The organism is Microbacterium luticellae (assembly GCF_050408645.1).
Classification (GTDB): domain Bacteria; phylum Actinomycetota; class Actinomycetes; order Actinomycetales; family Microbacteriaceae; genus Microbacterium.
Genome location: NZ_JBNTKE010000001.1, coordinates 15,559 through 36,029 on the forward strand (window position 1 = coordinate 15,559; position 20,471 = coordinate 36,029).

Here is a 20,471-nt window from a genome sequence, read left to right on the forward strand (position 1 = left end):
CTCAGACCGCTTTCATAATGTGTGTTGCGACGAGGGCAGTGGTTCCGGTAGCTGCAATCTTTACGACGGCTTCGGAAATGATTCGACGCTTGTGCGTATCGATCTCGCGCACTGTGTAGTGAGAAGTAATGGTGGTTCCCATTACGACGGGTGACGTGAAACGGACTCTGTCGTATCCGAGTGAGACGACAGCACCATCAATCTGGTCAGCGACGCGTGTACTCAAACTCGATGTGTATCCAAGAAGTAGCACCCCATGGGCAATGCGTCCTTCAAAACCATGACCGAGCATGTAGTCGTGGTCGGTATGGTTCGCGGCGAGGTCACCCGTGACACCAGCGAACGACAGCACATCGAACTCCCCGACAGTGCGCGACATGGAAAATGTGCGACCGATCAGCTGCTGCGCCTCAGCGCTGTGGAGGGGGAACACGGGAGTGGTCACGAAAGATACCCTCCACCATTCACTGAAATTGTTTGGCCGTTCACAAACGAAGAGTCTGCGCTGAGCAAAAACCTCACCACACTTGCGATCTCATGGGCTTCGCCCATACGTTGAGCGATGAGGTGCGCCGTCTTGCGTGCGACCCACTCGTCTGTGAGGTGAGCATCGGTCATCGGTGTTGCAGTTGGTCCAGGCGCCACCGCGTTAACCCGCACCTGGGGACCGATTTCACGGGCAAGGCTTCTGGTGAAGCCCAATAATCCCGCTTTTGACGCACCATATGCGGTGAGCGTTGCCCCGCCCGTATAGGCGAGCTGAGAACTGATGTTCACAATTGATGCGGGCGTGCTGTTTCGGAGAGCCGAAAGAAGCCCGCGAGACAAACGATAAGCAGCCGTGAGATTAATGTCGAGCGTAGCGGCCCACATTTCGTCTGTTGTTTCTTCGAGTGGTTCTTCGGCCATGATGCCGGCGTTGTTAATCAGTGCGTTGACGCCCGTTTCGGTCACTGTTTCCACAAGCTGACCGATCGCGTTCATATCTCGAAGGTCGGCTCGCACGAACGTAAAACCATCGCCGAGGTCGGAACACGCAGACTCATCGAGTCCTGTTCCGATAACAAAACCACCGGCCTCGATGATCATTTTTGCCATGGCGCGCCCGAGTCCACCACAGCTGCCTGTCAACATCACGGTTTGCTCATTAAGCGACCCGAAGCCACTGGTAGCGGGACGTGATCGGTACCATGCGGACCGTTGCGTTGAGATCTGTTTTGCTGTCGTTGTCACCATGGTCACACCGCTTCGTTTACGGCGCGCACCGCATGCTTGGCAAGCATAAGCTGATGAATTTCGCTGGTCCCATCGAAAATCTGCATGACTTTCGCATCTCGGTGGATACGTTCAACGTCGGAGTGCATGATGAGCCCGGCTGCTCCCCACAACTGCATGGCGACGTCCGTGTGAAACCGGGCCTTGTCTGTCGCGAATAGTTTGGCGACTGAGATGAGCTCTTGGTCGCCACCGTCACCGAGGGCGAAGGATGCAACAGCGCGCTGAGTGATCATGTCTGCGGTGAGATAGTCGGCATACATCTGGCCGATGCGCTGCTGCGTGATCTGTTTTTTCAGTAGCGGCTCACCCATGACAATTCGATGAGATGAACGCTCAACCGAGAGCTCTATCGATCGCAGAATGAGACCGCACGAATATGACCCGGCTTCTATGCGAGCGAGGTTAAGCCCGTCCATCATCCCGTAGAAGCCGTCGCAATTGAGGCGATTAGCAGAAGGTACAAAGACATCGTCGAAGACAAGCTGACCGTTTGCCATTCCGCGTAGACCGGACAGCGGAGCCTGTTCTGGACGACTCACTCCCGCACTCGACAGGTCTACAAAAAGTGCTACGGTTTCAGCGTTTCTGTCGTCGGTATCAACCTTGGCAAGAACAAAACAGTAGTTCGCAATCGGGGCTAGCCCAATCCAGCACTTATGCCCGCTGAGCCGATAGCCGCCGTCTACTCTCCGTGCGATTGTCGTCATTGCTCGAACGTCAGTACCGGCATCCGGTTCTGTAATGCCAAATGATCCAAATGCACTCGCAGTAAGAGTCGGCTCGAGCCATGCATCACGAAGGGGGGCTGGCGTATATTTCACGAGCAGGTAGGAGTGTAACCGTGCCACACTCACCGCAACTGCTGTTGCCGTTGAATATTTCGCCAAAATCTTGCTGGACTCGTGTATACGCATCCACGCGGATGGGTCTGGGCTGATTGATTTGCCGTCGAGATGTAACCGTTGAGTGCCGAGCGCGGCGAGGTCGCCGAGAACGTCGATGATGAAGTCGTCGGTACGGTCAATATCTGCTGCTCGGGGTTGTAGTGAGCGCTGCGCATAGTTCCGCAATGATTCCAGGAACTCATCGTTAGCGAGCTCGGGGTGCAAGATATTGGTCATGAGTCGGACCTCCGGTCACGGTCAATCAGTTCTGCCACAAACATCGTGCTGACAGAGGCTGAATCTGATTCGTCAATAATTCGAGAAAAAAGATGCTTAATATGCGCGACGGAAGCGCTAGCTGTTGCGGGAAGCTCGCGCAGTTGCGCCACAGCTGCTTCCTCTGGGTTGGCCGCCGGGAGCGAGGTAAACAGCCCCAGTCGATGGGCTTCGTGAGCGTCAAGCTTGACCGCCTTGAGTACGAGTTCTTTTGCCTTTGCCACCCCGACGATGGCAGAGAGCCTGCGGATGCCGCCCCAACCGGGGATGAACCCAACCAAGACTTCTGGCAGACCAACGACAGCGGTTTCATCGGCGAACCGAAAGTCACATGCAAGCGCGAGTTCAAGCCCGCCACCGAGGGCAAACCCGCGGATCGCCGCTGCGACCGGTAGGGGGTACTCCTCGATGCGTTGAAAAACCTCCGCGCCCCGTCGATTAGCGAGCAAGAATTCGTTACGGCTCAACGTTGCGATCTCTTTGGTATCAGCCCCGGCACTGAACGCTCGTTCGGAGGTCGACGAGATGACTACCCCGCGAATGGTGGGATCTGCTTGAACTTTGTCCAGGTAAGAGAGGAGTTCGCCCATCATCTGTTGACTAAGCGCATTTAGGGCTCGCGGGCGGTTGAGCCTGATAATCGCGATCTCAGAATTGCGTTCGCACTCAATAAAGTCACGACTTGTCATGATGATCAATCCAATCCAGGTAGCCACAGCACGAACTGGGGGAACGCTACGGCGATCCCAATGATGAACAGAATGGCCGCGATGAATGGCAACAGTGGTTTGATGACCTTCACCATGTTCACTTCGGCGATTTGTGCCGCAATCATGAGACAGATTCCAACAGGCGGAGTGATGAGGCCGAGTGCGAGAGTCATAATCGCGACGACACCGTACTGAACAGGATCAATGCCGGCGGCCAAGACGAACGGTGCAAACACGGGGATCATGATCGCCATCGCAGGAAGTGCGTCGAGGAAACATCCCATGATCAACAGCACGAGGACGATAACAGCAAGTACCGCCCACCCAGGCACACCGGAAAGCAGTGACTGGAACATCGAAGGAATGTTGTAGATCGCGAGCAAATAGCCAAGAACTGAGGCTGCCGCCAGCGCGAGAAGCGCGACACCCGTCAACCGTGCCGTGGTGATAAGTGACTGGAAGAAGTCCTTCCAGGTCCATGAACGGTAGATAAATGTTGCAACGATGATGGCGTAGATGACTGCTGTGACGGCTGCTTCTGTCGCGGTGACGAGCCCGAAACGGAATCCGATGACGACGATCGCAAGGATTCCGAACGCCGGGATAGCTTTCCAGAATGTCGAGAAGAAAAACCCCCAGCCAAAAGCTCGGTCCCGTTTGTATCCCGCTCGAATTGCGAGCAGGTAGGCGACGAGCATCAGAGCGATTCCAACACTGATACCCGGGATGATCGCACCGAGGAAAAGTGACCCGATCGACGTGTTAGTGAGCGAGCCCCACACGATGAGCTGAATACTCGGCGGGATGATCGAGCTGATGACCGCAGCGGATGCTGTAACGGCAGCGCTGTATTCAGCAGAGTATCCTCGTTTGACCATCTGGGGGATGAGCATCGATCCGGTGCCTGATACATCGGCAGTCGATGACCCAGACATGCCGCTGAAACCGATAGAGCTAGCCACGTTCACGACTCCGAGACCGCCGCGTACCCAGCCGATAATTGCGCGGGCGAAATCGATGAGCTTGTCGGTGACACCCGAGACCGTCATGATCGTGGCCGCGAGGATGAAAAACGGAACAGCAAGCAAAACGAATGAGTCGAGACCGGCATACATGCGCTGTACGAGCAGCTCAAGGTCAAACCTACTGTCGAACAGCACAAACGGTACGCACGCCAAGACAAGCGCAAGCGCGACTGGTACTCGGATGATCACTGTGCCAAAGAAGATCACAAGCATGATGATGGCGATGATGCCGGGGTCGAGGGTGATCATTACTAGACCTCCTCTTCCTGGGTCGCAACATGCTGGCGCGATGTGCTCGGTGTAAATACGCCGATGAGTTCTTCAGCAGCTCGAAGCAGGATGATGCTGAACGAAACAGCGACGGCAAGGTAGCTCCATGCCAAACTCACGTGAGACATCACAGAGGTGCGTCCGAAACCGGACTGAAAGAATGTGAATGAGCCGATCGTCAGCAGGACGATGGTGATAAACACGATCACCTGCGAGACACGTTCGATGTTGAGGAGCGTTGTGCGGCTGAGTTTTGCAGGGAGGAGCTCGATCCGAAAGTGGGCACTCTCGTAATAGGCGAATGACGCCCCGAGGAAGACCAACCAGATCAGACCGGCTCGGGAAAGTTCTTCAGTCCACATGATGCGCGGGACTGCCGCGATATATCGGCTGAGAACCTGGTACGACACCGCGATCGTCAGCACGATCAGTACACCAGCAATGGCGTACTTGGATGCGTTATAGAGCACGCGGTTGGTCTTCCTCAGTGCATTCATGAGTTACCGAGCTTCCTTGATTCCCTGAAGAACATCGTCGACGCCCCACTGCGCTGCGTACTTGGCCCAGATGGATTCCATTTCGCCAGCCCATGACTTGGTGTCAACCGTGGACACCGTGACACCGTCGAGCTCGCTGAGCCTCTTCAGAGTGTCTTCGTCGGCTTTACCTTCAACATCGCGCTGAAAGATGCCGGCTTCGTCAGCGGCTTCACGAACCAGATCAGCAAGTTCATCATCGAGTTTGTCCCACGTCCTCGACGAGATCATGAGTGGACGGAACGTCACTTCGTGATTGGTCATGAGCAGGTGAGGCGCCGGCTCATAGAAGCGTTGGCTTTCGATGAACACCGCTTCGTTTTCTGCGCCGTTGACGACGTCTTGCTGCAGTGCGTTGTATAGCTCCGTGTACGCGACGACGGTAGGCTCAAGACCCATCGCACTGTACGACTCCGTCAGCATTTCAGAAGGCTGGACACGGAACAGTCGGCCTTGGACATCATCAAAGCTGGTGGCGGGCTTGGTGAAGAACATTTGACGTTGGCTTCCGCCGAAGTAGGTGAGTACTTCGGTTCCGGTCGTATCAACAATTGATTCTTCAATCGGTGCCAGAACCCCGGAATCGAGAATGCGATCACGGTGGTCGCGGTCTTCGACGAGGAAGGGCATCGAGACGAGGGTGATTCCCGGGAAGTACTCGGCGATGGAGCCGGGAGCGAAGATTCCGACGTCGACGGTTCCTGACTGTAGAGCCTGGAACATTTCAGTTTCGTTGCCAAGCTGAGCGTTAGGATGCACACGAACTTCGACACGCCCGTCGGTTTTTTCTGCCACGAGCTCAGCAAAATGGTTCATGCCCTCGTCGAAAGGGGTTCCGGCAGCAAGTTGATGGCCCGCGGTAAGGACGATGGCTCCGCTTGACGAAGAATTCCCATTGCCACCGTTGGTTCCTGCGCCTGAGGATGAGCAGGCCGTCAGTGCCAGGGCTGACACGGTCAGCGCTGCACCGAGCTTGATTACATTACGCAACTTCATTTTCCTTCTCCTTTGAGGGTCATCGTCGTGATGTCGTTAATAACGGGTTCAAACTGCATATGGCCGCGGATGTCACGGTCGATATCGATGCCGTTCATGACTTCAACAAGCTCAAGTCCTTCGGCTGTCAGACGGAATACTGCGCGCTCTGTCACGTAGAGAACTTCTTGTCCGAGCTCTAGCGCGCGCTCGCCGGAGAAGGTGACGTGGCGTACCTTCTTGACGAATTTTTGGTGCTTGCCTTCGCGTTCAATCACGACTGAGTTACCGTCATGAGAAACGGTGAGCCCACCAGCTGTGAATGATCCACAAAACACAACCTTCTTGGTGCCCTGTGTGATGTTAATGAAGCCACCGGCGCCGGAGATCCCGCCTCCGTGCATGCTGACATTGACGTTTCCGGTTTCATCGACTTCTGCCATTCCGAGGAACGCGATGTCGAGATGGCCACCGTCGAAGAGATCGAACTGCTGCGGTGCAGTAAGCGTGCAAGCAGCGTTGTATACCGCACCGAACTCAATACCGCCGGCTGGCGTCCCGCCAATGTGGCCCTGCTCTACGGCAAACGCAATCGTGTCGAGCTCCCCACGTTCAGCAGCTAGCTTGGAGATCCCGTCGGGCATACCTACACCAAGATTGACTAGCTGACCAGGGGTGATTTCTTGGTAAGCACGTTCGGCGACAATCCGACGCAGACCTTGATCAAGCGGCGGCATGGATCCGACGGGAACTCGGTAGTCACCTGTGAAGCCCGGCTCGAGCCGATTCTTTGACGTTTGCATCGCGTTTTCTGCGATAACGATGTAGTCGATGAGTACACCGGGAACACCAACCTCCCTCGCAGAAAGTGAGCCGGCGAGCACATACTTCTGTACCTCGACGATGACGATGCCGCCTGATCGACGTGTTGCCATTGCTGCCTCGAGCGGCTCGAGAAGGGCGGCTTCGTTCTCGAAGGTTAGGTTGCCGTACTCATCGGCCGTGGTCGCACGCAGAAGGCAGACGTCGAACTTCGGTGCGGGGAAGTAGAGAAACTCTTGGTTGTCAACGACAGCCAACTCCACGATTTCTTCAGTCGTAATTTCGTTGAGTTTGCCACCGTCCAGGCGAGGATCGACGAACGTGCGCAATCCCACCTGCGTGAAAAGTCCGGGTTCGCCTGCGCCCGCTGAACGGAGCATGTGAGAAATGACACCCTGCGGCAAGTTGTACGCCTCGAGCTTGTTTTGCTCAGCCAACTCCGCAAGCTCTGGACTCATTCCCCAGTGGGCTCCGACTACGCGGCGTAGTTTGCCTGGTGCCTTCAGGAGCGCGAGACCGCCCCCTTCTTTATCGCCGATGCCGCTGCAGTGCCACACCGTTAGGTCGTGTGGGTTTGCTCCTCCTTCTATGTGGCCGCCGAGGGCTCGAAGGAGATTGGTGGGCTCTTGGAGACCGCCGCCCGAGCCGCCCACGAAGACAGTCGATGAATCTGGGATCAGCGAGGCAACGTCATCGAGACCAAGTACAGGCTTGGTTCCCCATTGAATCGAACTACGCAAGATACCCTCCATCTACGGGCACGATGGCACCGGTCATGTATCGGAAATGGTCGGAAAAAAGCGCGGCTACGGCGGCGCCGATGTCATCGCCTGTCGAGATATAGCCCAGTGGAACCTTGGCCACTACCTCCGCGTTACGGGCTGGGTCGGCGAGCATTGTTTCTGTCAAAGGAGTGCGTACATATCCGGGAGCAATCGCATTGACGCGGATTCCGCGCGGGCCGAGTTCGCGTGACAGCGAACGGGTCAAACTGTGTACGGCAGCTTTCATCGCACCGTAGGTAGCCAGGTTGCCGACCGAAGCTGCACCCGAAATTGACCCGATGTTCACAATGCCGGACCCGTTTCGGAGAAGTGGCAGCGCCCATTTGGTCACCTCGAAGACGGGTCGCACATTGTGCGAGTAGAGACGGTCGAGATCAGAAAGTTGGAGGTCTTCGACCGGGCCCCGTTCAATCTGTACGCCGGCGCAGTTCACGAGAGCGTCCAGTGGCTCATCGAGTAGTGCATCGGTTACCGCTTGAACATGATCGCTCCATTTGGTCAAGTCCGCTTCAATGCTGATGTCGGCTTGTGGGGAGGGCAATAGATCGACGCCAATGACACGGAACCCTGCTCGACGCATGTGCTCGACAATGGCTTGCCCGATGCCGCCTCCAGAGCCGGTAACGAGAGCAGTTTTGTTTTCGTTCACATCAAACCTCCCAAGCGATAAGCCGCATCACGAAGCTTGTCTAAACACGCCATGAGTTGATCCATTTCTGAAATATGACCGGCGATACACAAGGCGTATATGCCGGACTGAGGACCTTGTTCCACCCGAAAAGGAACGGCAACGGAGCCGACTCGTGCTTCGTACTCGGCATGCGACTGCGCGAATCCGATGTCACGCACTCGCGCGATCTCAGCATCGAGTTGTGCAACCGTGGTGATCGTTCTCTTGCTGAAACTGTCCAAAGAAAGCTGGGCAACCGTCTGCCGGTAAATAGATTCGTCAAGGAGGGACAGAATGCCCTTGCCGATTGACGTCGCGTGTAGTGGAGCAGGAGTGCCTATGACTCCGCTTACACTCATCGAACTCGTTGACGGAAGGTTTTCAACGTAGGTGAAACTCGTCCCGCTGAACCTACCTACCAGGGTTGAGAAGGTTGTTTCCTCGTTGACCTCTCGCAGTACCGCACGGCTGCGCTCTCCACCCCGGTGTACAACGATCTTGTTGGCAAGATGGATGGCTCTTTCGCCGAGTGAATATTTGTTCGTTGCGGGGTTTTGGACGAGTAGTCCGGAGTCGGTGAGTTTTTGCAACTGGCGATAGGTGGATGCAAGAGGCAGCGATAGTGACTCGCTAAGGTGCGAAACCCCGATCGGTGTCTGTGAGGCCGCTACGGCCTCGAGAATTGTGACTGCCCTGTCCATATGTTTTCGCTTTCCGGAAAGTCTTTTCGGCGTTGAAGAGATGTTCAAAAGCATGACAACGTGCAGCGGATCTGTCAACCGACGGGTAAATCTCGTCGTTTAGTTGAAGGTGCGTCGTTGCGCGCTTCGTATGCAGGTTCGCGCTCATGTGCGAGCGAAAGGCACCTGTTTGTTGCGTTTTTGTTACTGAAAATGAGGCAAAGTGCGCGCGCTAGACAGCAACGAGCCTGCGTAGCCTGGGCTTATGTCTCAAGCTCACCCTCGTCTGACCGTGACGTTTGTACCCGATTCCTTCAAAGGCAGTCTCACCTCACCGGAGGTCGTCGCTGCTATGTCAGCGGGTTTCGTTGACGTGTTCGGTGACGACGTCAAACTCATCGAGCTTCCGCTTGCAGATGGTGGTGAAGGCACTCTCGATGCACTCTTGGCCAACTGGAACGGAACCGTGAAGACGATCGAAGCCGTCGATGCGATCGGCCGTCCGTGTATCGCGAGCTATGGCATCAGCAACGATGGAAAATCGGCGATTATTGAGGCCGCTCAAGCGAATGGTCTCCCCGCCGTCAGTGATACCGAACTCCAACCCCTCAGAGCAGACAGTTTCGGCGTCGGGCTGCTGGCGCTTGACGCCATTGAAAATGGTGTTGAGCAGATCCTGCTGTGTATTGGTGGGTCCGCCTCGTCAGATGGGGGAACCGGACTCCTGCGTGCTCTCGGTGCACGATTTTTAGATGAAAACGATGTCGAGGTACGGCCGGGTGGCGGCGATCTTGGACGAGTGGCAGACATCGACTTATCCCGACTTCACCCGCGAGCTCGGCAAGTGGAGTGGCGCCTTGCCGTCGACGTCGAGAGCCCGTTGGTCGGAGAAACTGGTGCGGCTAGTATTTATGGTCCACAAAAAGGTGCGAGCACCGACGATATTCAGGTGCTCGACAAGGGACTCAGAAACCTCATCGCGCAACTGGGGTTGACGCCGTCAGCAATTCCCGTGCGGGCGGATACCCCGGGCATGGGAGCTGCGGGTGGGCTTCCTCTCAGCGCGGTTGCTCTGCTAGGCGCGGATATGGTGCTGGGTTCTCAACTCGTGAGTGACGCTGTCGATCTCACCAGAATGCTCGCAGATACGGACCTCATCATTACGGGTGAGGGCTCGTTTGACGAGCAATCTCTCAACGGAAAGGTCGTGGATCTTGTTCGAAAGACCGCCGATAGCAGCATTCCAATCATTGTTATTGCGGGTAGTGTGGAATTGGCGGCTAGTGAGATCCGTTCGGCCGGTATTGCTGCGGCGTTTTCCATTGCCGAGGGCCCTACAACGTTGACATCGCTGGTCGAGACGGCCAAGGTGCGTGTGCGAGAAACAGCAGCCAACGTGGCTATGGTCGTGCAGCATTTTCTCCACTGAGCCGACGCTCAGCTGCCAACGCAAGAGTCAGAGCGACGATTCCCGTACTGCTGCGTGCGTCATGTCCGGTCAGTTCGTAAAGAGTGTCGAGGCGACGTGTTACTGAGTTTCTGTGGACTCCAACTTTTCGCGCTATCGCGGCAATGTTTCCGTTTGCCTCGATATATGAGAGCAGGATTTCTCGGTGTCGTCTGCTCACACGGCGGAGGGGAAAAGCTAGTGCGTTCACTTCGGAGCTGTTAGCTGTGGCAACGGCGGCCTCGGCGGCGAGCTCATCGGTACTCCAGTGTGTGCGCTCTGTCGACAGTACAGACGGCTGCGACATGATTGCCCGTGCAATGTGAGTCGCCGAGGCGAGGTAGGCAACATCGTGAGTGGGGACGGTAGAGATCGACATGGTCCTACTGCCCTCCCGGGAGCCTATCCCTCGGAGTTCGGCCCCGAATACCCACAGCGCATCTTCAAATATTGCCCATCGCCGTGGAACATGCGGGTATTCGGCTTCAATCTCTCGCAGAATACTCGCGGGCCAAGTGCTGGGGGATGCCGCATCGCGCACGAAGTAAACAGTCAGCCGCCACGGCCCATGTATTCGAGCGAGCTCGTGTTCGAGGGAACCCCCTGAGATAGCATGCGGGTCGTGAACCAAGCGCGACAGGAACGCTCTGTCACGTGCTTCGCGTAGCTCCGCTGAGCTTTGGTCAGCTTCTATCGAGATGGTGAGCTCGACAGTGACGCGCAAGATTCGAGCAACGGTTTCGACTTCAGCAGGAGGACCAGTAACGCCGACAACACCGACGACGCGATCCCCGCTTCGAAAGGGGAGATTCACGCCAGGTTGGATACCCGACACTGTATCGGCGACATGCACGTGATACTCGTCACCGCGTTCGAGTGCACGTCGCGCACCCGGATGTATTGTTCCGACGCGGGCCGGGTCCACTGCCGCAATAATGAGCCCAGTACTGTCCATGATGTTTATGTTGAACGGAACATTCGGTGACGCGAGGTCGATGATGCGTTGGGCAAGCGCAGCCGACAACGGAACAGACATGTAAGAGAGCTTAGGCTTCTACGTGCTGCCCAGGGAGCTAATCACAACTGTGGGGGGCAATGTGTCGAGCCGTCGTAACTGTAAGCAGAGCTGTCGTCTGGCGGCAGATGTTAGCGAATCCGAAGGCTGCAGGAGATACGGGTGCACTGAGCCATATCCGTAACGACCGACACCGTTAGAAAACGTCAACGCAGGGTTGATATTTCAGGAAGCGTGAGCGCCGTTGGCCACAGAAATGGACATGAGTACGATGAGGCCATGTCTGTGCTTGATACGCGTATCCCGAGCGAGGTTGCTGAGGTACTGAAGTATTACGTGTATGCGTTGCGCGATCCACGCGACGGCAGGGTGTTTTGTGTTGGCAAAGGGAAAGCTGACCGCATTAATTCGCATGTGGGTGAGGCCGCGGCCGATCCGCATTCTGAGCGGGCTAAACACATAAAAATTCACGAGATTGAAGTAAGCGGTGCAGCGGTAGATCTCCTGTTTTTGCGGACAGAGATTGACGACGAAGCAACAGCGTATGTTGTCGAACAAGCAGTTATTGATGCTTTTGCTGTCGACGGGCATCCGCTCACTAACCTTGTTCGTGGCGCATACCGGATTGATTCATGGTTTCGTTCACAAATGCCGTGGGACAAGGGTAAGAACCGTTGGGGCTTCAACGGAGAGCCCGCCGAAGAACTGGCCCATGTTGTTGGCACGCACATGCGCGATGCATTTCGTAACCAGGTGATGTATCGCCGATTTCTCAACGGATATGAAGGGTCGGTAGACGCGGCACCGAGCCCTGTGTGAGGCTGCGAAGAATCACCGCTCCTTGCGGCCCATGATCTGCCAGACCACACCAGTAATTAGCGAAGCGATCCACGCTGCCAGCATGATGAACATGACCGTGGTGAGCACTGTGCGCACAGTGTCGTTGGGTTCACCGAGGAACCCCGCTGCTGCAACAGTCGCACCGTAACCGACGAAGCAGACCCACCAACTGACGGTAAATAACTGGGCAACCCGCGGCCGCGGGTAACGCTGAAGCCTCACCGTGACTGCGAGCGGAACCCATAGCAGCGGGGTGATGAAGACGACGGCCATGCTGCTCGACCAATCGTGAGCAGGGGCCGCAGCGAACAGAAACAGCGGAATCACGATCAGCCACTGCACGACTCGCATGTCACGAGGCTAGCAAGACAGGTGAACTTCATATGTCGCGCGGAATAGTTGTGTCAAGAATGTTGCTGAGGCTGCCAGATACGGTACTGCAACGAGCGAGCGCATCGAAACGTTGAGCGCCTCACCCGTTCGTCATAAGGATTCGCGGTGCCGCGGTGCGGCAGGCTCCACCCGCCCTGTTACCGCATAGCGCACGCTCTCCCACACCGGCCAGCCAACAAGCCACACGGCAGCGATCAGCCAAATACGCATAATCCACGACACCAGTTCGCTGGTGCGAGCGGTATCGGCAACGAGCAGAATGATCGCGCCCAGCACGACAGTGGTAATCACGGCGCACAGCAGCATCCGGAACCAGCTTTTCCACTCATAAGACACCCGCCGCGGCCCATGCTTCTCTACCGTTACCGGGGGAGGGCCGTCGGCAAAACGGTGCGCCGCCCACACATCGGCCGCGTGAATAATCTGGCGACCAAACGCAACCGTGAACCCCAGATACACCGCACCCAGCCCGTGCGTAAAGTCGGCGGCGGTACCGTTAATCACCAGATCCCACGTGATAAACGCCAACAACGCAACATCGAGCACCGGCACCAGCGCCAACAGCACACTCGATAGCGTGCGGCGCTTTAGCAAATAGCGCGACCCGAGCCCCGCCACCAGCACAACCCAAAACCCGACCTCGCAGGCAATAATCGCAGTCACAATCAACATGCCTCTAGCGTCACCGCCCGGCACCACCGGCCACATCGTGCACCCGGCCGCAGTTTTCTCCTCCGAACGAACGAGGCACACCGCACCACACTCGGGCACACTAAGAACATGGCCGCCTCACACACCAGAGCAACCCTGCAATGGTTCAGCGACCACCCGCGCGCCCGCGACGGCCTCGCCGCCGGCGGCTACTTTCTGCTCGGCCTCGCCGCCCTCCAATTCGGCGGCTACCGACTCTGGGCCGACATCGCCCTCTGGTATTCCGGCACAGCGTTCATCGCCGTGCTCGCTGCCATGTCGCTGCTTGCCACCCAACGCTCCTCACGCCCCTTCCTCGTACTCGGCATCGGCACGGCGCTCGCCGCCGTCGACCTCTCGATGGGCGGCAGCATCGGCGTTGTCTTTCTGTTCGCCGACTTCATCTACTGCGCGTTTCGCTACGGCAGCGATAAAGGGCTCCGGATGCTACTCGCCCTACTCGTAGCAACAGTGCTCGGCACCGCACTCACCGTGCTTCTCACCCGACCCCACGAACCGATCGTGCTGATCGTGATCGCCCAGTGGCTGCTCGTCACCCTCTTTGCCGGGTTGTGGGGCTGGAGCGTGAGGGCAGAAAGGCAACGCACCCGCGCCCTGATGCTGCTCGAACACACCCGCGACACCGAAGCTTTTCGCCGCCAGATCGCCCACGACCTGCACGACAAGGTCGCCAACGAAATCTCGGTCGCAGGCCTCCACATCGAAGCCGCCCGCCTCCGCATCGACCAGTCGAACCATCCCACTATCGACCGCAGTCTGGAGCTGGCCACCGAGGGCACCGACCGCGCCCACGAGCAACTACGCCAACTGATCGGCGTACTCACCGCAGGGCCCGAACGCCCAACACCGGCATCCGGCACACCACCCCTCGAAAGCCTCATGCCCCAGGGCCGCACCCTTATTCGCCGAGGCGACAGGGCGCTACCGGATGCCGCACAGCACACAGGAATCGACCCCGAAGCCCTCGACCGTGTCGTGCGCGAACTTGTCATGAACGCCATCAAACACGGCACCGGCGACGTCACACTCACCACCACGGCCGAACAGATACGGGTGAGCAACTCCATTGCCACGACAACCGGGGGAACGGCGCGGCCCGACCGGCACCGCGGCAACGGCATCGGCCTCACCACCTCAACCGCACTACTGCGCGAAACCGGTGCGACCCTCACCACCGGTGCCACACAAGCCTCCGCAGGTGACCCCACCGAGTGGCACGCCACCATCACCCTCCCGCCCAGCCGAGAAAACCACCATGAGTGACATCATTCGCGTCGTGATCGTCGACGACCACGAAACAGTACGCAGCGGCATCACCGCCATACTCTCCACGGACCCCACCATCACCATCGCAGGCGAAGCAGAAAACGGCTTCGACGCCCTCGCCCTCTGCACCCGCGAAAACCCGCACGTCGCACTGGTCGACCTCCGGATGCCGGGCACCGACGGCACCTGGGCAACACAGCGCATCACCCGCGAAACCACCACCCGCGTACTCGTACTCACCACCTTCGACTCCGACGACCTCATCGCCCAAGCGCTCGCGGCAGGGGCTTCGGGATACCTGTTGAAAACGGTGCGGGGCGTGGAACTGATTCAGGCCGTGCGGCACGTGGCCGAAGACCGCCACGTTGTTGACCCGGCCATCGCCGGCGGAATCATTGCGCGCCTCAACGCACAAACATCCGCGGCCGCCGACGACCCGCTCGACGCCACCGTGCGCGAGGCGCTCGAGGGATTGACGCGGCGTGAACGCGATGTGTTGCGGCTGGTTGCCGCGGGGCTCACCAACCAGCAGATCGCCGACCACCTTGCCGTCGGTGTCACCACGGTAAAAACACACGTGGGCGCGCTGTACACAAAAACGGGCGTCGCATCACGCGTGCAACTGGGCAGGCTCGGCGACTCTCTGGGTGACGGCGCGCCCAAGCCGTAACCGCTAGACACCGTAACCGCTAGGCAGCGTCGCGCAGCGCGATGGCCCGCAAGCGAGGGTTGCGCAGCGGAATAATCATGAGCGATGCAAGCGCACTGCCATACAGAGCGAACGGCGCCCATAGTGGCAGAACCGACGCTAAACCGCCGAACGCTGCCATCGCGAGCGGCATAAGGCAGTCGTCGCCCAGCCGTGTGATCGACGACATGCGACCTAAATACTCGGGCGCTACCGTGGCCGCGAAGGTGGCACTCAGCAGCACCGACGCAAAACCCGCGGTGATACCAATCAGCAAGCATCCGGCCCCCACAGCAAAAGGCGAACCCACACCCAGCGCAATAATCCCTATGCCCTGCCCAACCAGCGCCCACAGCCCACCCACGGCCTCACGGCGCGGACGCCAGCGCATCACCGCAATCGCACCCAGCATCGCGCCACCACCCACCAGGGATTCGAAAATTCCCACAGCACCCGCACCCCAGCCATGGTGCGCTGCCTGCAGCGCGACACCGATCGCAATCGCCGGGCCCACAGCGAGGTTCAAACCCGACAGGGCAATCACGAGCGTGCGGGTTGCTGAATCGGTGCTCAGATGCCGAAAGCCGGATGCCACATCGCTCAGCACCGACCGCTGCGCCGCAGTCGTGTGCAGCGTAAACCGGGGCCGCAGCCACAACACGATAAAAGCAATAGCCAGCGCATACGTCACCGTGTTGGCGCCGGTGCTCCCCGGAATCCCCGCCCAGGCGACAAGAAAACCACCCGCCGCCGCACCCACCATCGTGCCGATTCTGCTGAGCGTCTGACTCAGCGCCGAATACGCAGGCAGGTCGGCAGCATGCACCAGCTGGCGCGGAAGAGTGCCCGCCGCTGGTTCAAAAAACGCATCACACACACCGAAAGCAACCGTCGCCACCAACAGCACGGCAACCGTGGGCGTATTACCCAGCAGCCACACTGCCGTTGCGATAAGCACAACGACACGCAGGCTATTGACCACCACCATCATTCGCCGGGTATCGGCCCGATCAGCAACCGCCCCGCCCACCAGCAGCACGAGCGCTCGCGGAACAGTACCGGCGGCAACGATCAGCCCGGCCACGGCGGGGGAGGCAATATTCACCGCCGTCCACGCGACAGCGATCGTCCAGGCGGCATCGCCGGCGTCAGAGAACCCCTTGATCACAAGCCACAGGTGCACACGATAATCGCGGCGGAACGGTGGCGGTGTGCGCAGCATCCGAGGTGAAGAAATAGTCATGCTAAACCTGGGTCGGAAAACCGTGGGCGAAGAAAAACACGGGCATGCGTTCGTGTCCATCAGATCGATCAATTTCGGCACGCCACTGGTCGATGAGCGCACTCACACGCTGGCCAAGATCGGCGAGCTCTTCGGGCGTGGCCCAGGCGAGCGCATCAGTAGCAAAACCCTCTATGTCGGTGTCGTGCTGCACCCGGTGCCACCGCTGTAAACGGTCGAGCTGGTGGCGAATATTGGCGCGCTCAGCCTGCCGGGCAAGATAGGCATCGGCCGGCGAATCGGCAAAGTCACTGCTCGACCACGTTAGCGACGTACGGATCAGGCGCCACCAACTGGCACGCCCGTCGCCGTCAGGAGTCTCAGCCTGCTCGACAACTCCGGCCCTCTGCAGCATCCGCAAATGATGACTAATACTGCCCACTTGCGCATTCAATGCGCGAGCGATGGCCCCAACCTGTGCTGTCTCGTGCAGCAGAAGATGGTCAATAATGCGTCGTCGAAGCGGATGATGAACCGCCGTAATAACAGAAATGTCTTCCACGCCTACGACGGTAAAACGCAGACCTCGGGTGTGCAAGGGTTCTTGTATACCGCAGAAAATCAACAGATTCCGGATGCCGCAGACCGCAGTTTCTGCCGATGGCTTAGCGTCGCGAGTTAGCCGCGATTACCGGTGAGTGCGAGCGTGCCACCCAGAGCGATCATGAGTATGCCGCCGGTGCCGCGGATGCTGGAAAGCCTGCGGGGAGACCTGGCAAACCAGACCTGCGCGGTACCTGCCAGCAACGCCCATGCAGTGTCGCACACGAGACCGATGGTGACGGCGACAAAACCGAGCAGCATCATCTGGAACGGAATATTGCCCGCTGGGAAATAAACAAACTGGGGGAGTACCGCAACAAAAAAGACGATCGTCTTAGGGTTGGTGATGCCGACAATAAAACCCTCGCCGAGCATCGTGAATGTAGATCGGCGGTGTCGATGCGCGATAGATTCTGTGTGGCTAGCCCGGTGACGAAATGCCTGAACACCCAAATAGACCAGGTAGGCAGCGCCGAGAACTTTTACGATCGTGAACAGCATGATCGACTGGGCGACCACAGCACCGACCCCGAATGCCACAGCGATAACGAGGGGAATAGTGCCGAGCGTATTACCCACTACGCTGAGCAGGCCTCCGCGGCGACCATAAGAGAGCGAGCGGCCAATGACAAATAGCACGCTCGGCCCCGGAATTACGATCAAAATGATCGCGGCGATAGCGAAGGCAACAATCGACTCGGGCGTGGGCACACGCTGATCGTATCGCGCGCCCACGCCGCAGCACTATGTTTTTTATTCGCAGTTGACCCGCAACGTTGCCGTGCCAAGTTGCGCGCCGGTGTTGTCCCAGATGCCACCAATGATGATCAGGCTGGTGTCGCTCGAGTCGGTGACGACAATATGTGCCGAGGCATCACCCATGGCCACGAATTCGTCGGTGCTTTCGAACTGCTCTGTTGCTCCAAAATCGATCCGCACCTCACCGTAGGGAGCGTTGCCGAGATCGCCAAAATCGCCATCGAGGTACCCGACGACTTCTCCGGATGCATCAAAAGCTACGCCGTGAAACAGTGCGTCATTGTCGGTGCTCAACGAGCAGAACTGTAACTCGGCCGAATATTCTGTGTCGCCGTAGTCCAGTGAGGCCTCGCCGCTCGCACCGGCAGAAGACGATGACTCTTCTTGCGTGGTTGTTTCTTCCGCGGCACTCTCGGCGACGTCGGTATCTGAATCCTTTGGCTCTGTGTTCGTGGCGGCCGGTGCGCAACCAACGAGAACAACGGCGGCCAGAGCGGCCACTATGGCGGAGGCAAAGGGCTTTAACATGCTGCGCTGCATCGTATTGTCGATTCTGCTGAGAAGGATAGCCCTCGCGCGCTGGCGTTGTCTGAAATCAGCACGGTGGGCGGTGAATGATACCGAGCATATAGCGCGGCGGCCCGGTGCGCGGGATTCGCGCGAATGTGCCCGGGGAGGGGCTTCATCGTGTAGGCTGGGTGACGGCGATTGAAGTTGCGTTTCTGCTGAAGCACTTGCTTCAGACCGGCTTCTGGGCTCGAACCACTGTTTCGAGCGGGTATTCGATTCAGCGCCGCAGGCCGCGCGGTCACTGTGACCACGCGTGCATTAGTTTTTCGATTGGTTAGTTATCTCTTTCTCTTCTGTTTCTTGTTCCACCGTTCATAACCCCATAGTTTGGCGTCAGGCCGCTGACGACGTGCACGCCGTAACTATCAATGGAGAATTCGGCGGGTTTGCTGTCCACGATGGCAAACGATTCCGCGTATACGGTTCACACGGCCAACTCTTGGGCGTCGCTAATTCTCTTGATCATGCTTATGCCGTAACAGCCGAACATCTGAGTTCGGCAGCAGCACCGCTGTGTGCTGCGCGAGCACGAGCCCCACAGTCACCGCGACGAACCCGCCGCGGTTTTCCGGATCATATTCGTGGTCCACGACAAAAAAGGAATGACGTCATGGCCACAGGCACCGTCAAATGGTTCAACTCCGACAAAGGCTTCGGCTTTATCGCACCCGACGACGGCTCTGCCGACGTGTTCGTGCACTTCAGCGCGATCACAGGCGGCGGTTTCCGCAACCTCGAAGAGAACCAGAAAGTCTCGTACGACGCAGAGCCCGGACAAAAGGGCATGCAGGCAGCCAACGTGCAGGGCCTCTAACCCCTCACTTCTTACGGGCACTCACCCCTTGCGGGTGGGTGCCCGTTTGCTCTTCATTCACCGGCTGCACGGAATCTTTGAGTGCCTGTGCACCAAGATTCAACTCGCCCAGTGGTTTATCTTGCAGCCAGAGCGCGAGTGACTCAACAATGCGGTGCCGTACGGCCGGCACCGAACCGTGCAGGCCGCGCGGTGAAACAACCACGTCGGCGTCACGAACCGATCGCGCTAACGCTGCCGTGGTCGCGTGAAAATAGTCGGCGCTGCGTTCACCCGTCATAAGACACAGTCGCGTGGCAAGGTCAGCGAATTCAGACGCGTGTGCTTCCTCTTTAAAAGCCGCAGCAAGCTCTGCGGCGCCGGCCGGAAAGACAGCTTTTGTTGTGCGAGCAAGGCCCGAACGAACTGTGAGGGCGAGCACTGCGGCCACCATCCACGACGGCGCATATGACAGCGTTCGCGACATCCCCATATTGCGCTCGACCAGGGCCATTGCTCGGCCGAACTGTCCGCTCTCGTAGTGGTACTGAAACTGCGTAACCCACTCTGTCTCCATCGAACCATCAACGTTGATGGCCGGATCGTACACCGTTGTCGTCAACGGCATAACAGACTGCAGCGATGGGCTTTCGCACAGCATCCGGGTAGCGTGCAGCGCAATAGACCCGCCCAAAGAATGCCCGACCAAATGACGAGCATTCGAATGCTGAAGCGCCGTGGCCACATCGTGTTTTTCGGTGTCAAAACTGTAGTCGCTATCAACCGGCGAAGAACCACCCTTGCCGCGTCGGTCGTACACATAAATGCCCCACGCATCGTCAAACTGTTTGGCCAGCGCCGAGGCAAAAGGGGCATAGACGAGTGCCGGAAGAAACGCCCCGCACACGATCACGATACGACGCTCGGGTGGTGCATCGGCCGAACCAAACGTGTAGGCCTTGAGCGTGCCACCGTCGTGTGTTTGCCATTCGCTGTCGTCCACCGGTTTCATGGGCGTCATCCGTTCGTGCTTGGGCGGGCTGAAGCCGCGATAGCAAAATCTTGGTCACTAATTCTCAGAAATTAGCGAGCCGCATGTCAGCTTACTGTGCGGTGAACGCACTCACACGGAGCGGCCCTTCGACAGTTCAGCATGGCAACGCTTAAGAACTACGTTGCAACGTACTTGTATGCTACGGTGAGGCGAACATGTAGCGATTGGGAGTGCTGGCGGGCGTGGAATTTATCGATGG

At 58.0% G+C, this 20,471-nt stretch carries 23 protein-coding genes; 5 read left to right on the top strand and 18 right to left on the bottom strand.

Annotated features, from left to right (window positions below; all coding sequences use genetic code 11):
* Position 1: 1 nt before the first annotated feature.
* The 10 genes from ACQUSW_RS00070 to ACQUSW_RS00115 all read right to left on the bottom strand — a co-directional run bounded on the left by ACQUSW_RS00070 (position 2) and on the right by ACQUSW_RS00115 (position 8,986).
* Positions 2-445, bottom strand: a complete 444-nt coding sequence (locus ACQUSW_RS00070) for a MaoC family dehydratase (protein WP_428930255.1) — start codon at positions 443-445, stop codon at positions 2-4.
* A complete protein-coding gene (locus ACQUSW_RS00075; RefSeq protein WP_428930256.1) occupies positions 442-1,134 on the bottom strand; it encodes an SDR family NAD(P)-dependent oxidoreductase in 693 nt (230 codons plus the stop codon). The genes ACQUSW_RS00070 and ACQUSW_RS00075 overlap by 4 nt, the downstream gene beginning before the upstream one ends.
* A 104-nt stretch (positions 1,135-1,238) precedes the next feature.
* Positions 1,239-2,399: an acyl-CoA dehydrogenase family protein gene (locus tag ACQUSW_RS00080; RefSeq protein ID WP_428930257.1), complete on the bottom strand. Its 1,161-nt coding sequence runs from the start codon at positions 2,397-2,399 to the stop codon at positions 1,239-1,241.
* A complete protein-coding gene (locus ACQUSW_RS00085; RefSeq protein ID WP_428930258.1) occupies positions 2,396-3,154 on the bottom strand; it encodes an enoyl-CoA hydratase/isomerase family protein in 759 nt (252 codons plus the stop codon). The genes ACQUSW_RS00080 and ACQUSW_RS00085 overlap by 4 nt, the downstream gene beginning before the upstream one ends.
* Entirely contained in the window at positions 3,133-4,422 is a 1,290-nt protein-coding gene (locus tag ACQUSW_RS00090; RefSeq protein WP_428930259.1) for a TRAP transporter large permease, read from the bottom strand. The genes ACQUSW_RS00085 and ACQUSW_RS00090 overlap by 22 nt, the downstream gene beginning before the upstream one ends.
* A gap of 2 nt (positions 4,423-4,424) precedes the next feature.
* The gene (locus tag ACQUSW_RS00095; protein ID WP_428930260.1) at positions 4,425-4,940 is read right to left on the bottom strand and encodes a TRAP transporter small permease; all 516 of its coding nucleotides are present in this window, start codon (positions 4,938-4,940) and stop codon (positions 4,425-4,427) included.
* Between the two features lie 3 nt (positions 4,941-4,943).
* The gene (locus tag ACQUSW_RS00100) at positions 4,944-5,975 is read right to left on the bottom strand and encodes a TRAP transporter substrate-binding protein (RefSeq protein ID WP_428930261.1); all 1,032 of its coding nucleotides are present in this window, start codon (positions 5,973-5,975) and stop codon (positions 4,944-4,946) included.
* Positions 5,972-7,516, bottom strand: coding sequence for an acyl CoA:acetate/3-ketoacid CoA transferase (locus ACQUSW_RS00105; RefSeq protein WP_428930262.1), 1,545 nt, complete (start codon positions 7,514-7,516; stop codon positions 5,972-5,974). Before ACQUSW_RS00105 ends, ACQUSW_RS00100 begins: the two co-directional genes overlap by 4 nt.
* Positions 7,509-8,210 carry an SDR family NAD(P)-dependent oxidoreductase gene (locus ACQUSW_RS00110; protein WP_428930263.1) on the bottom strand — a complete coding sequence of 234 codons (702 nt, stop codon included), beginning with the start codon at positions 8,208-8,210 and terminating at the stop codon, positions 7,509-7,511. The genes ACQUSW_RS00105 and ACQUSW_RS00110 overlap by 8 nt, the downstream gene beginning before the upstream one ends.
* Positions 8,207-8,986 (bottom strand): IclR family transcriptional regulator, encoded by a 780-nt coding sequence (locus tag ACQUSW_RS00115; RefSeq protein WP_428930264.1) that lies wholly within the window; start codon positions 8,984-8,986, stop codon positions 8,207-8,209. Before ACQUSW_RS00115 ends, ACQUSW_RS00110 begins: the two co-directional genes overlap by 4 nt.
* A gap of 190 nt (positions 8,987-9,176) precedes the next feature.
* Between ACQUSW_RS00115 and ACQUSW_RS00120 the strand changes: the two genes are divergently transcribed.
* Positions 9,177-10,340: a glycerate kinase gene (locus tag ACQUSW_RS00120; RefSeq protein ID WP_428930265.1), complete on the top strand. Its 1,164-nt coding sequence runs from the start codon at positions 9,177-9,179 to the stop codon at positions 10,338-10,340.
* Here ACQUSW_RS00120 and ACQUSW_RS00125 read toward each other — a convergent pair.
* Positions 10,312-11,394 (bottom strand): sugar diacid recognition domain-containing protein, encoded by a 1,083-nt coding sequence (locus ACQUSW_RS00125; protein WP_428930266.1) that lies wholly within the window; start codon positions 11,392-11,394, stop codon positions 10,312-10,314. The genes ACQUSW_RS00120 and ACQUSW_RS00125 overlap by 29 nt on opposite strands.
* 258 nt (positions 11,395-11,652) lie before the next feature.
* On the opposite strand from ACQUSW_RS00125, the gene ACQUSW_RS00130 reads away from it, so the two are divergent.
* Complete coding sequence (locus ACQUSW_RS00130) at positions 11,653-12,192, top strand: LEM-3-like GIY-YIG domain-containing protein (RefSeq protein WP_428930267.1); 540 nt, start codon at positions 11,653-11,655, stop codon at positions 12,190-12,192.
* Positions 12,193-12,204: 12 nt separating this feature from the next.
* Here ACQUSW_RS00130 and ACQUSW_RS00135 read toward each other — a convergent pair whose 3' ends face one another.
* Positions 12,205-12,564 (bottom strand): hypothetical protein, encoded by a 360-nt coding sequence (locus tag ACQUSW_RS00135; RefSeq protein ID WP_428930268.1) that lies wholly within the window; start codon positions 12,562-12,564, stop codon positions 12,205-12,207.
* Between the two features lie 132 nt (positions 12,565-12,696).
* A complete protein-coding gene (locus ACQUSW_RS00140; protein ID WP_428930269.1) occupies positions 12,697-13,278 on the bottom strand; it encodes a hypothetical protein in 582 nt (193 codons plus the stop codon).
* A 108-nt stretch (positions 13,279-13,386) separates the two neighbouring features.
* On the opposite strand from ACQUSW_RS00140, the gene ACQUSW_RS00145 reads away from it, so the two are divergent.
* The gene (locus ACQUSW_RS00145) at positions 13,387-14,580 is read left to right on the top strand and encodes a sensor histidine kinase (protein ID WP_428930270.1); all 1,194 of its coding nucleotides are present in this window, start codon (positions 13,387-13,389) and stop codon (positions 14,578-14,580) included.
* A complete protein-coding gene (locus ACQUSW_RS00150; protein ID WP_428930271.1) occupies positions 14,573-15,253 on the top strand; it encodes a response regulator in 681 nt (226 codons plus the stop codon). Before ACQUSW_RS00145 ends, ACQUSW_RS00150 begins: the two co-directional genes overlap by 8 nt.
* A 19-nt stretch (positions 15,254-15,272) precedes the next feature.
* On the opposite strand, the gene ACQUSW_RS00155 is transcribed toward ACQUSW_RS00150, so the two are convergent.
* The 4 genes from ACQUSW_RS00155 to ACQUSW_RS00170 all read right to left on the bottom strand — a co-directional run bounded on the left by ACQUSW_RS00155 (position 15,273) and on the right by ACQUSW_RS00170 (position 18,383).
* Positions 15,273-16,514 (bottom strand): MFS transporter, encoded by a 1,242-nt coding sequence (locus tag ACQUSW_RS00155; RefSeq protein ID WP_428930272.1) that lies wholly within the window; start codon positions 16,512-16,514, stop codon positions 15,273-15,275.
* Position 16,515: 1 nt separating this feature from the next.
* Positions 16,516-17,055, bottom strand: a complete 540-nt coding sequence (locus ACQUSW_RS00160; protein WP_428930273.1) for an ArsR/SmtB family transcription factor — start codon at positions 17,053-17,055, stop codon at positions 16,516-16,518.
* 116 nt (positions 17,056-17,171) lie between these two features.
* Positions 17,172-17,807, bottom strand: coding sequence for a LysE family translocator (locus ACQUSW_RS00165; RefSeq protein ID WP_428930274.1), 636 nt, complete (start codon positions 17,805-17,807; stop codon positions 17,172-17,174).
* A 42-nt stretch (positions 17,808-17,849) separates the two neighbouring features.
* Entirely contained in the window at positions 17,850-18,383 is a 534-nt protein-coding gene (locus tag ACQUSW_RS00170) for a hypothetical protein (RefSeq protein ID WP_428930275.1), read from the bottom strand.
* 652 nt (positions 18,384-19,035) lie between these two features.
* On the opposite strand from ACQUSW_RS00170, the gene ACQUSW_RS00175 reads away from it, so the two are divergent.
* Positions 19,036-19,239, top strand: a complete 204-nt coding sequence (locus ACQUSW_RS00175) for a cold-shock protein (protein WP_428931236.1) — start codon at positions 19,036-19,038, stop codon at positions 19,237-19,239.
* Positions 19,240-19,243: 4 nt separating this feature from the next.
* Here ACQUSW_RS00175 and ACQUSW_RS00180 read toward each other — a convergent pair whose 3' ends face one another.
* A complete protein-coding gene (locus ACQUSW_RS00180) occupies positions 19,244-20,239 on the bottom strand; it encodes an alpha/beta fold hydrolase (RefSeq protein ID WP_428930276.1) in 996 nt (331 codons plus the stop codon).
* Between the last annotated feature and the right edge of the window lie 232 nt (positions 20,240-20,471).

Excerpts from the sequence above, each read along its gene's own strand:
- ACQUSW_RS00135 (WP_428930268.1), bottom strand. The coding sequence starts at position 12,564 with ATGCGAGTCGTGCAGTGGCTGATCGTGATTCCGCTGTTTCTGTTCGCT.
- ACQUSW_RS00130 (WP_428930267.1), top strand. The coding sequence starts at position 11,653 with ATGTCTGTGCTTGATACGCGTATCCCGAGCGAGGTTGCTGAGGTACTG.
- ACQUSW_RS00080 (WP_428930257.1), bottom strand. The coding sequence starts at position 2,399 with ATGACCAATATCTTGCACCCCGAGCTCGCTAACGATGAGTTCCTGGAA.
- ACQUSW_RS00095 (WP_428930260.1), bottom strand. The coding sequence starts at position 4,940 with ATGAATGCACTGAGGAAGACCAACCGCGTGCTCTATAACGCATCCAAG.
- ACQUSW_RS00150 (WP_428930271.1), top strand. The coding sequence starts at position 14,573 with ATGAGTGACATCATTCGCGTCGTGATCGTCGACGACCACGAAACAGTA.
- ACQUSW_RS00090 (WP_428930259.1), bottom strand. The coding sequence starts at position 4,422 with ATGATCACCCTCGACCCCGGCATCATCGCCATCATCATGCTTGTGATC.
- ACQUSW_RS00175 (WP_428931236.1), top strand. The coding sequence starts at position 19,036 with ATGGCCACAGGCACCGTCAAATGGTTCAACTCCGACAAAGGCTTCGGC.
- ACQUSW_RS00115 (WP_428930264.1), bottom strand. The coding sequence starts at position 8,986 with ATGCTTTTGAACATCTCTTCAACGCCGAAAAGACTTTCCGGAAAGCGA.
- ACQUSW_RS00170 (WP_428930275.1), bottom strand. The coding sequence starts at position 18,383 with ATGTTAAAGCCCTTTGCCTCCGCCATAGTGGCCGCTCTGGCCGCCGTT.
- ACQUSW_RS00145 (WP_428930270.1), top strand. The coding sequence starts at position 13,387 with ATGGCCGCCTCACACACCAGAGCAACCCTGCAATGGTTCAGCGACCAC.
- ACQUSW_RS00100 (WP_428930261.1), bottom strand. The coding sequence starts at position 5,975 with ATGAAGTTGCGTAATGTAATCAAGCTCGGTGCAGCGCTGACCGTGTCA.
- ACQUSW_RS00120 (WP_428930265.1), top strand. The coding sequence starts at position 9,177 with ATGTCTCAAGCTCACCCTCGTCTGACCGTGACGTTTGTACCCGATTCC.
- ACQUSW_RS00075 (WP_428930256.1), bottom strand. The coding sequence starts at position 1,134 with ATGTTGACAGGCAGCTGTGGTGGACTCGGGCGCGCCATGGCAAAAATG.
- ACQUSW_RS00140 (WP_428930269.1), bottom strand. The coding sequence starts at position 13,278 with ATGTTGATTGTGACTGCGATTATTGCCTGCGAGGTCGGGTTTTGGGTT.
- ACQUSW_RS00125 (WP_428930266.1), bottom strand. The coding sequence starts at position 11,394 with ATGTCTGTTCCGTTGTCGGCTGCGCTTGCCCAACGCATCATCGACCTC.
- ACQUSW_RS00155 (WP_428930272.1), bottom strand. The coding sequence starts at position 16,514 with ATGACTATTTCTTCACCTCGGATGCTGCGCACACCGCCACCGTTCCGC.
- ACQUSW_RS00180 (WP_428930276.1), bottom strand. The coding sequence starts at position 20,239 with ATGACGCCCATGAAACCGGTGGACGACAGCGAATGGCAAACACACGAC.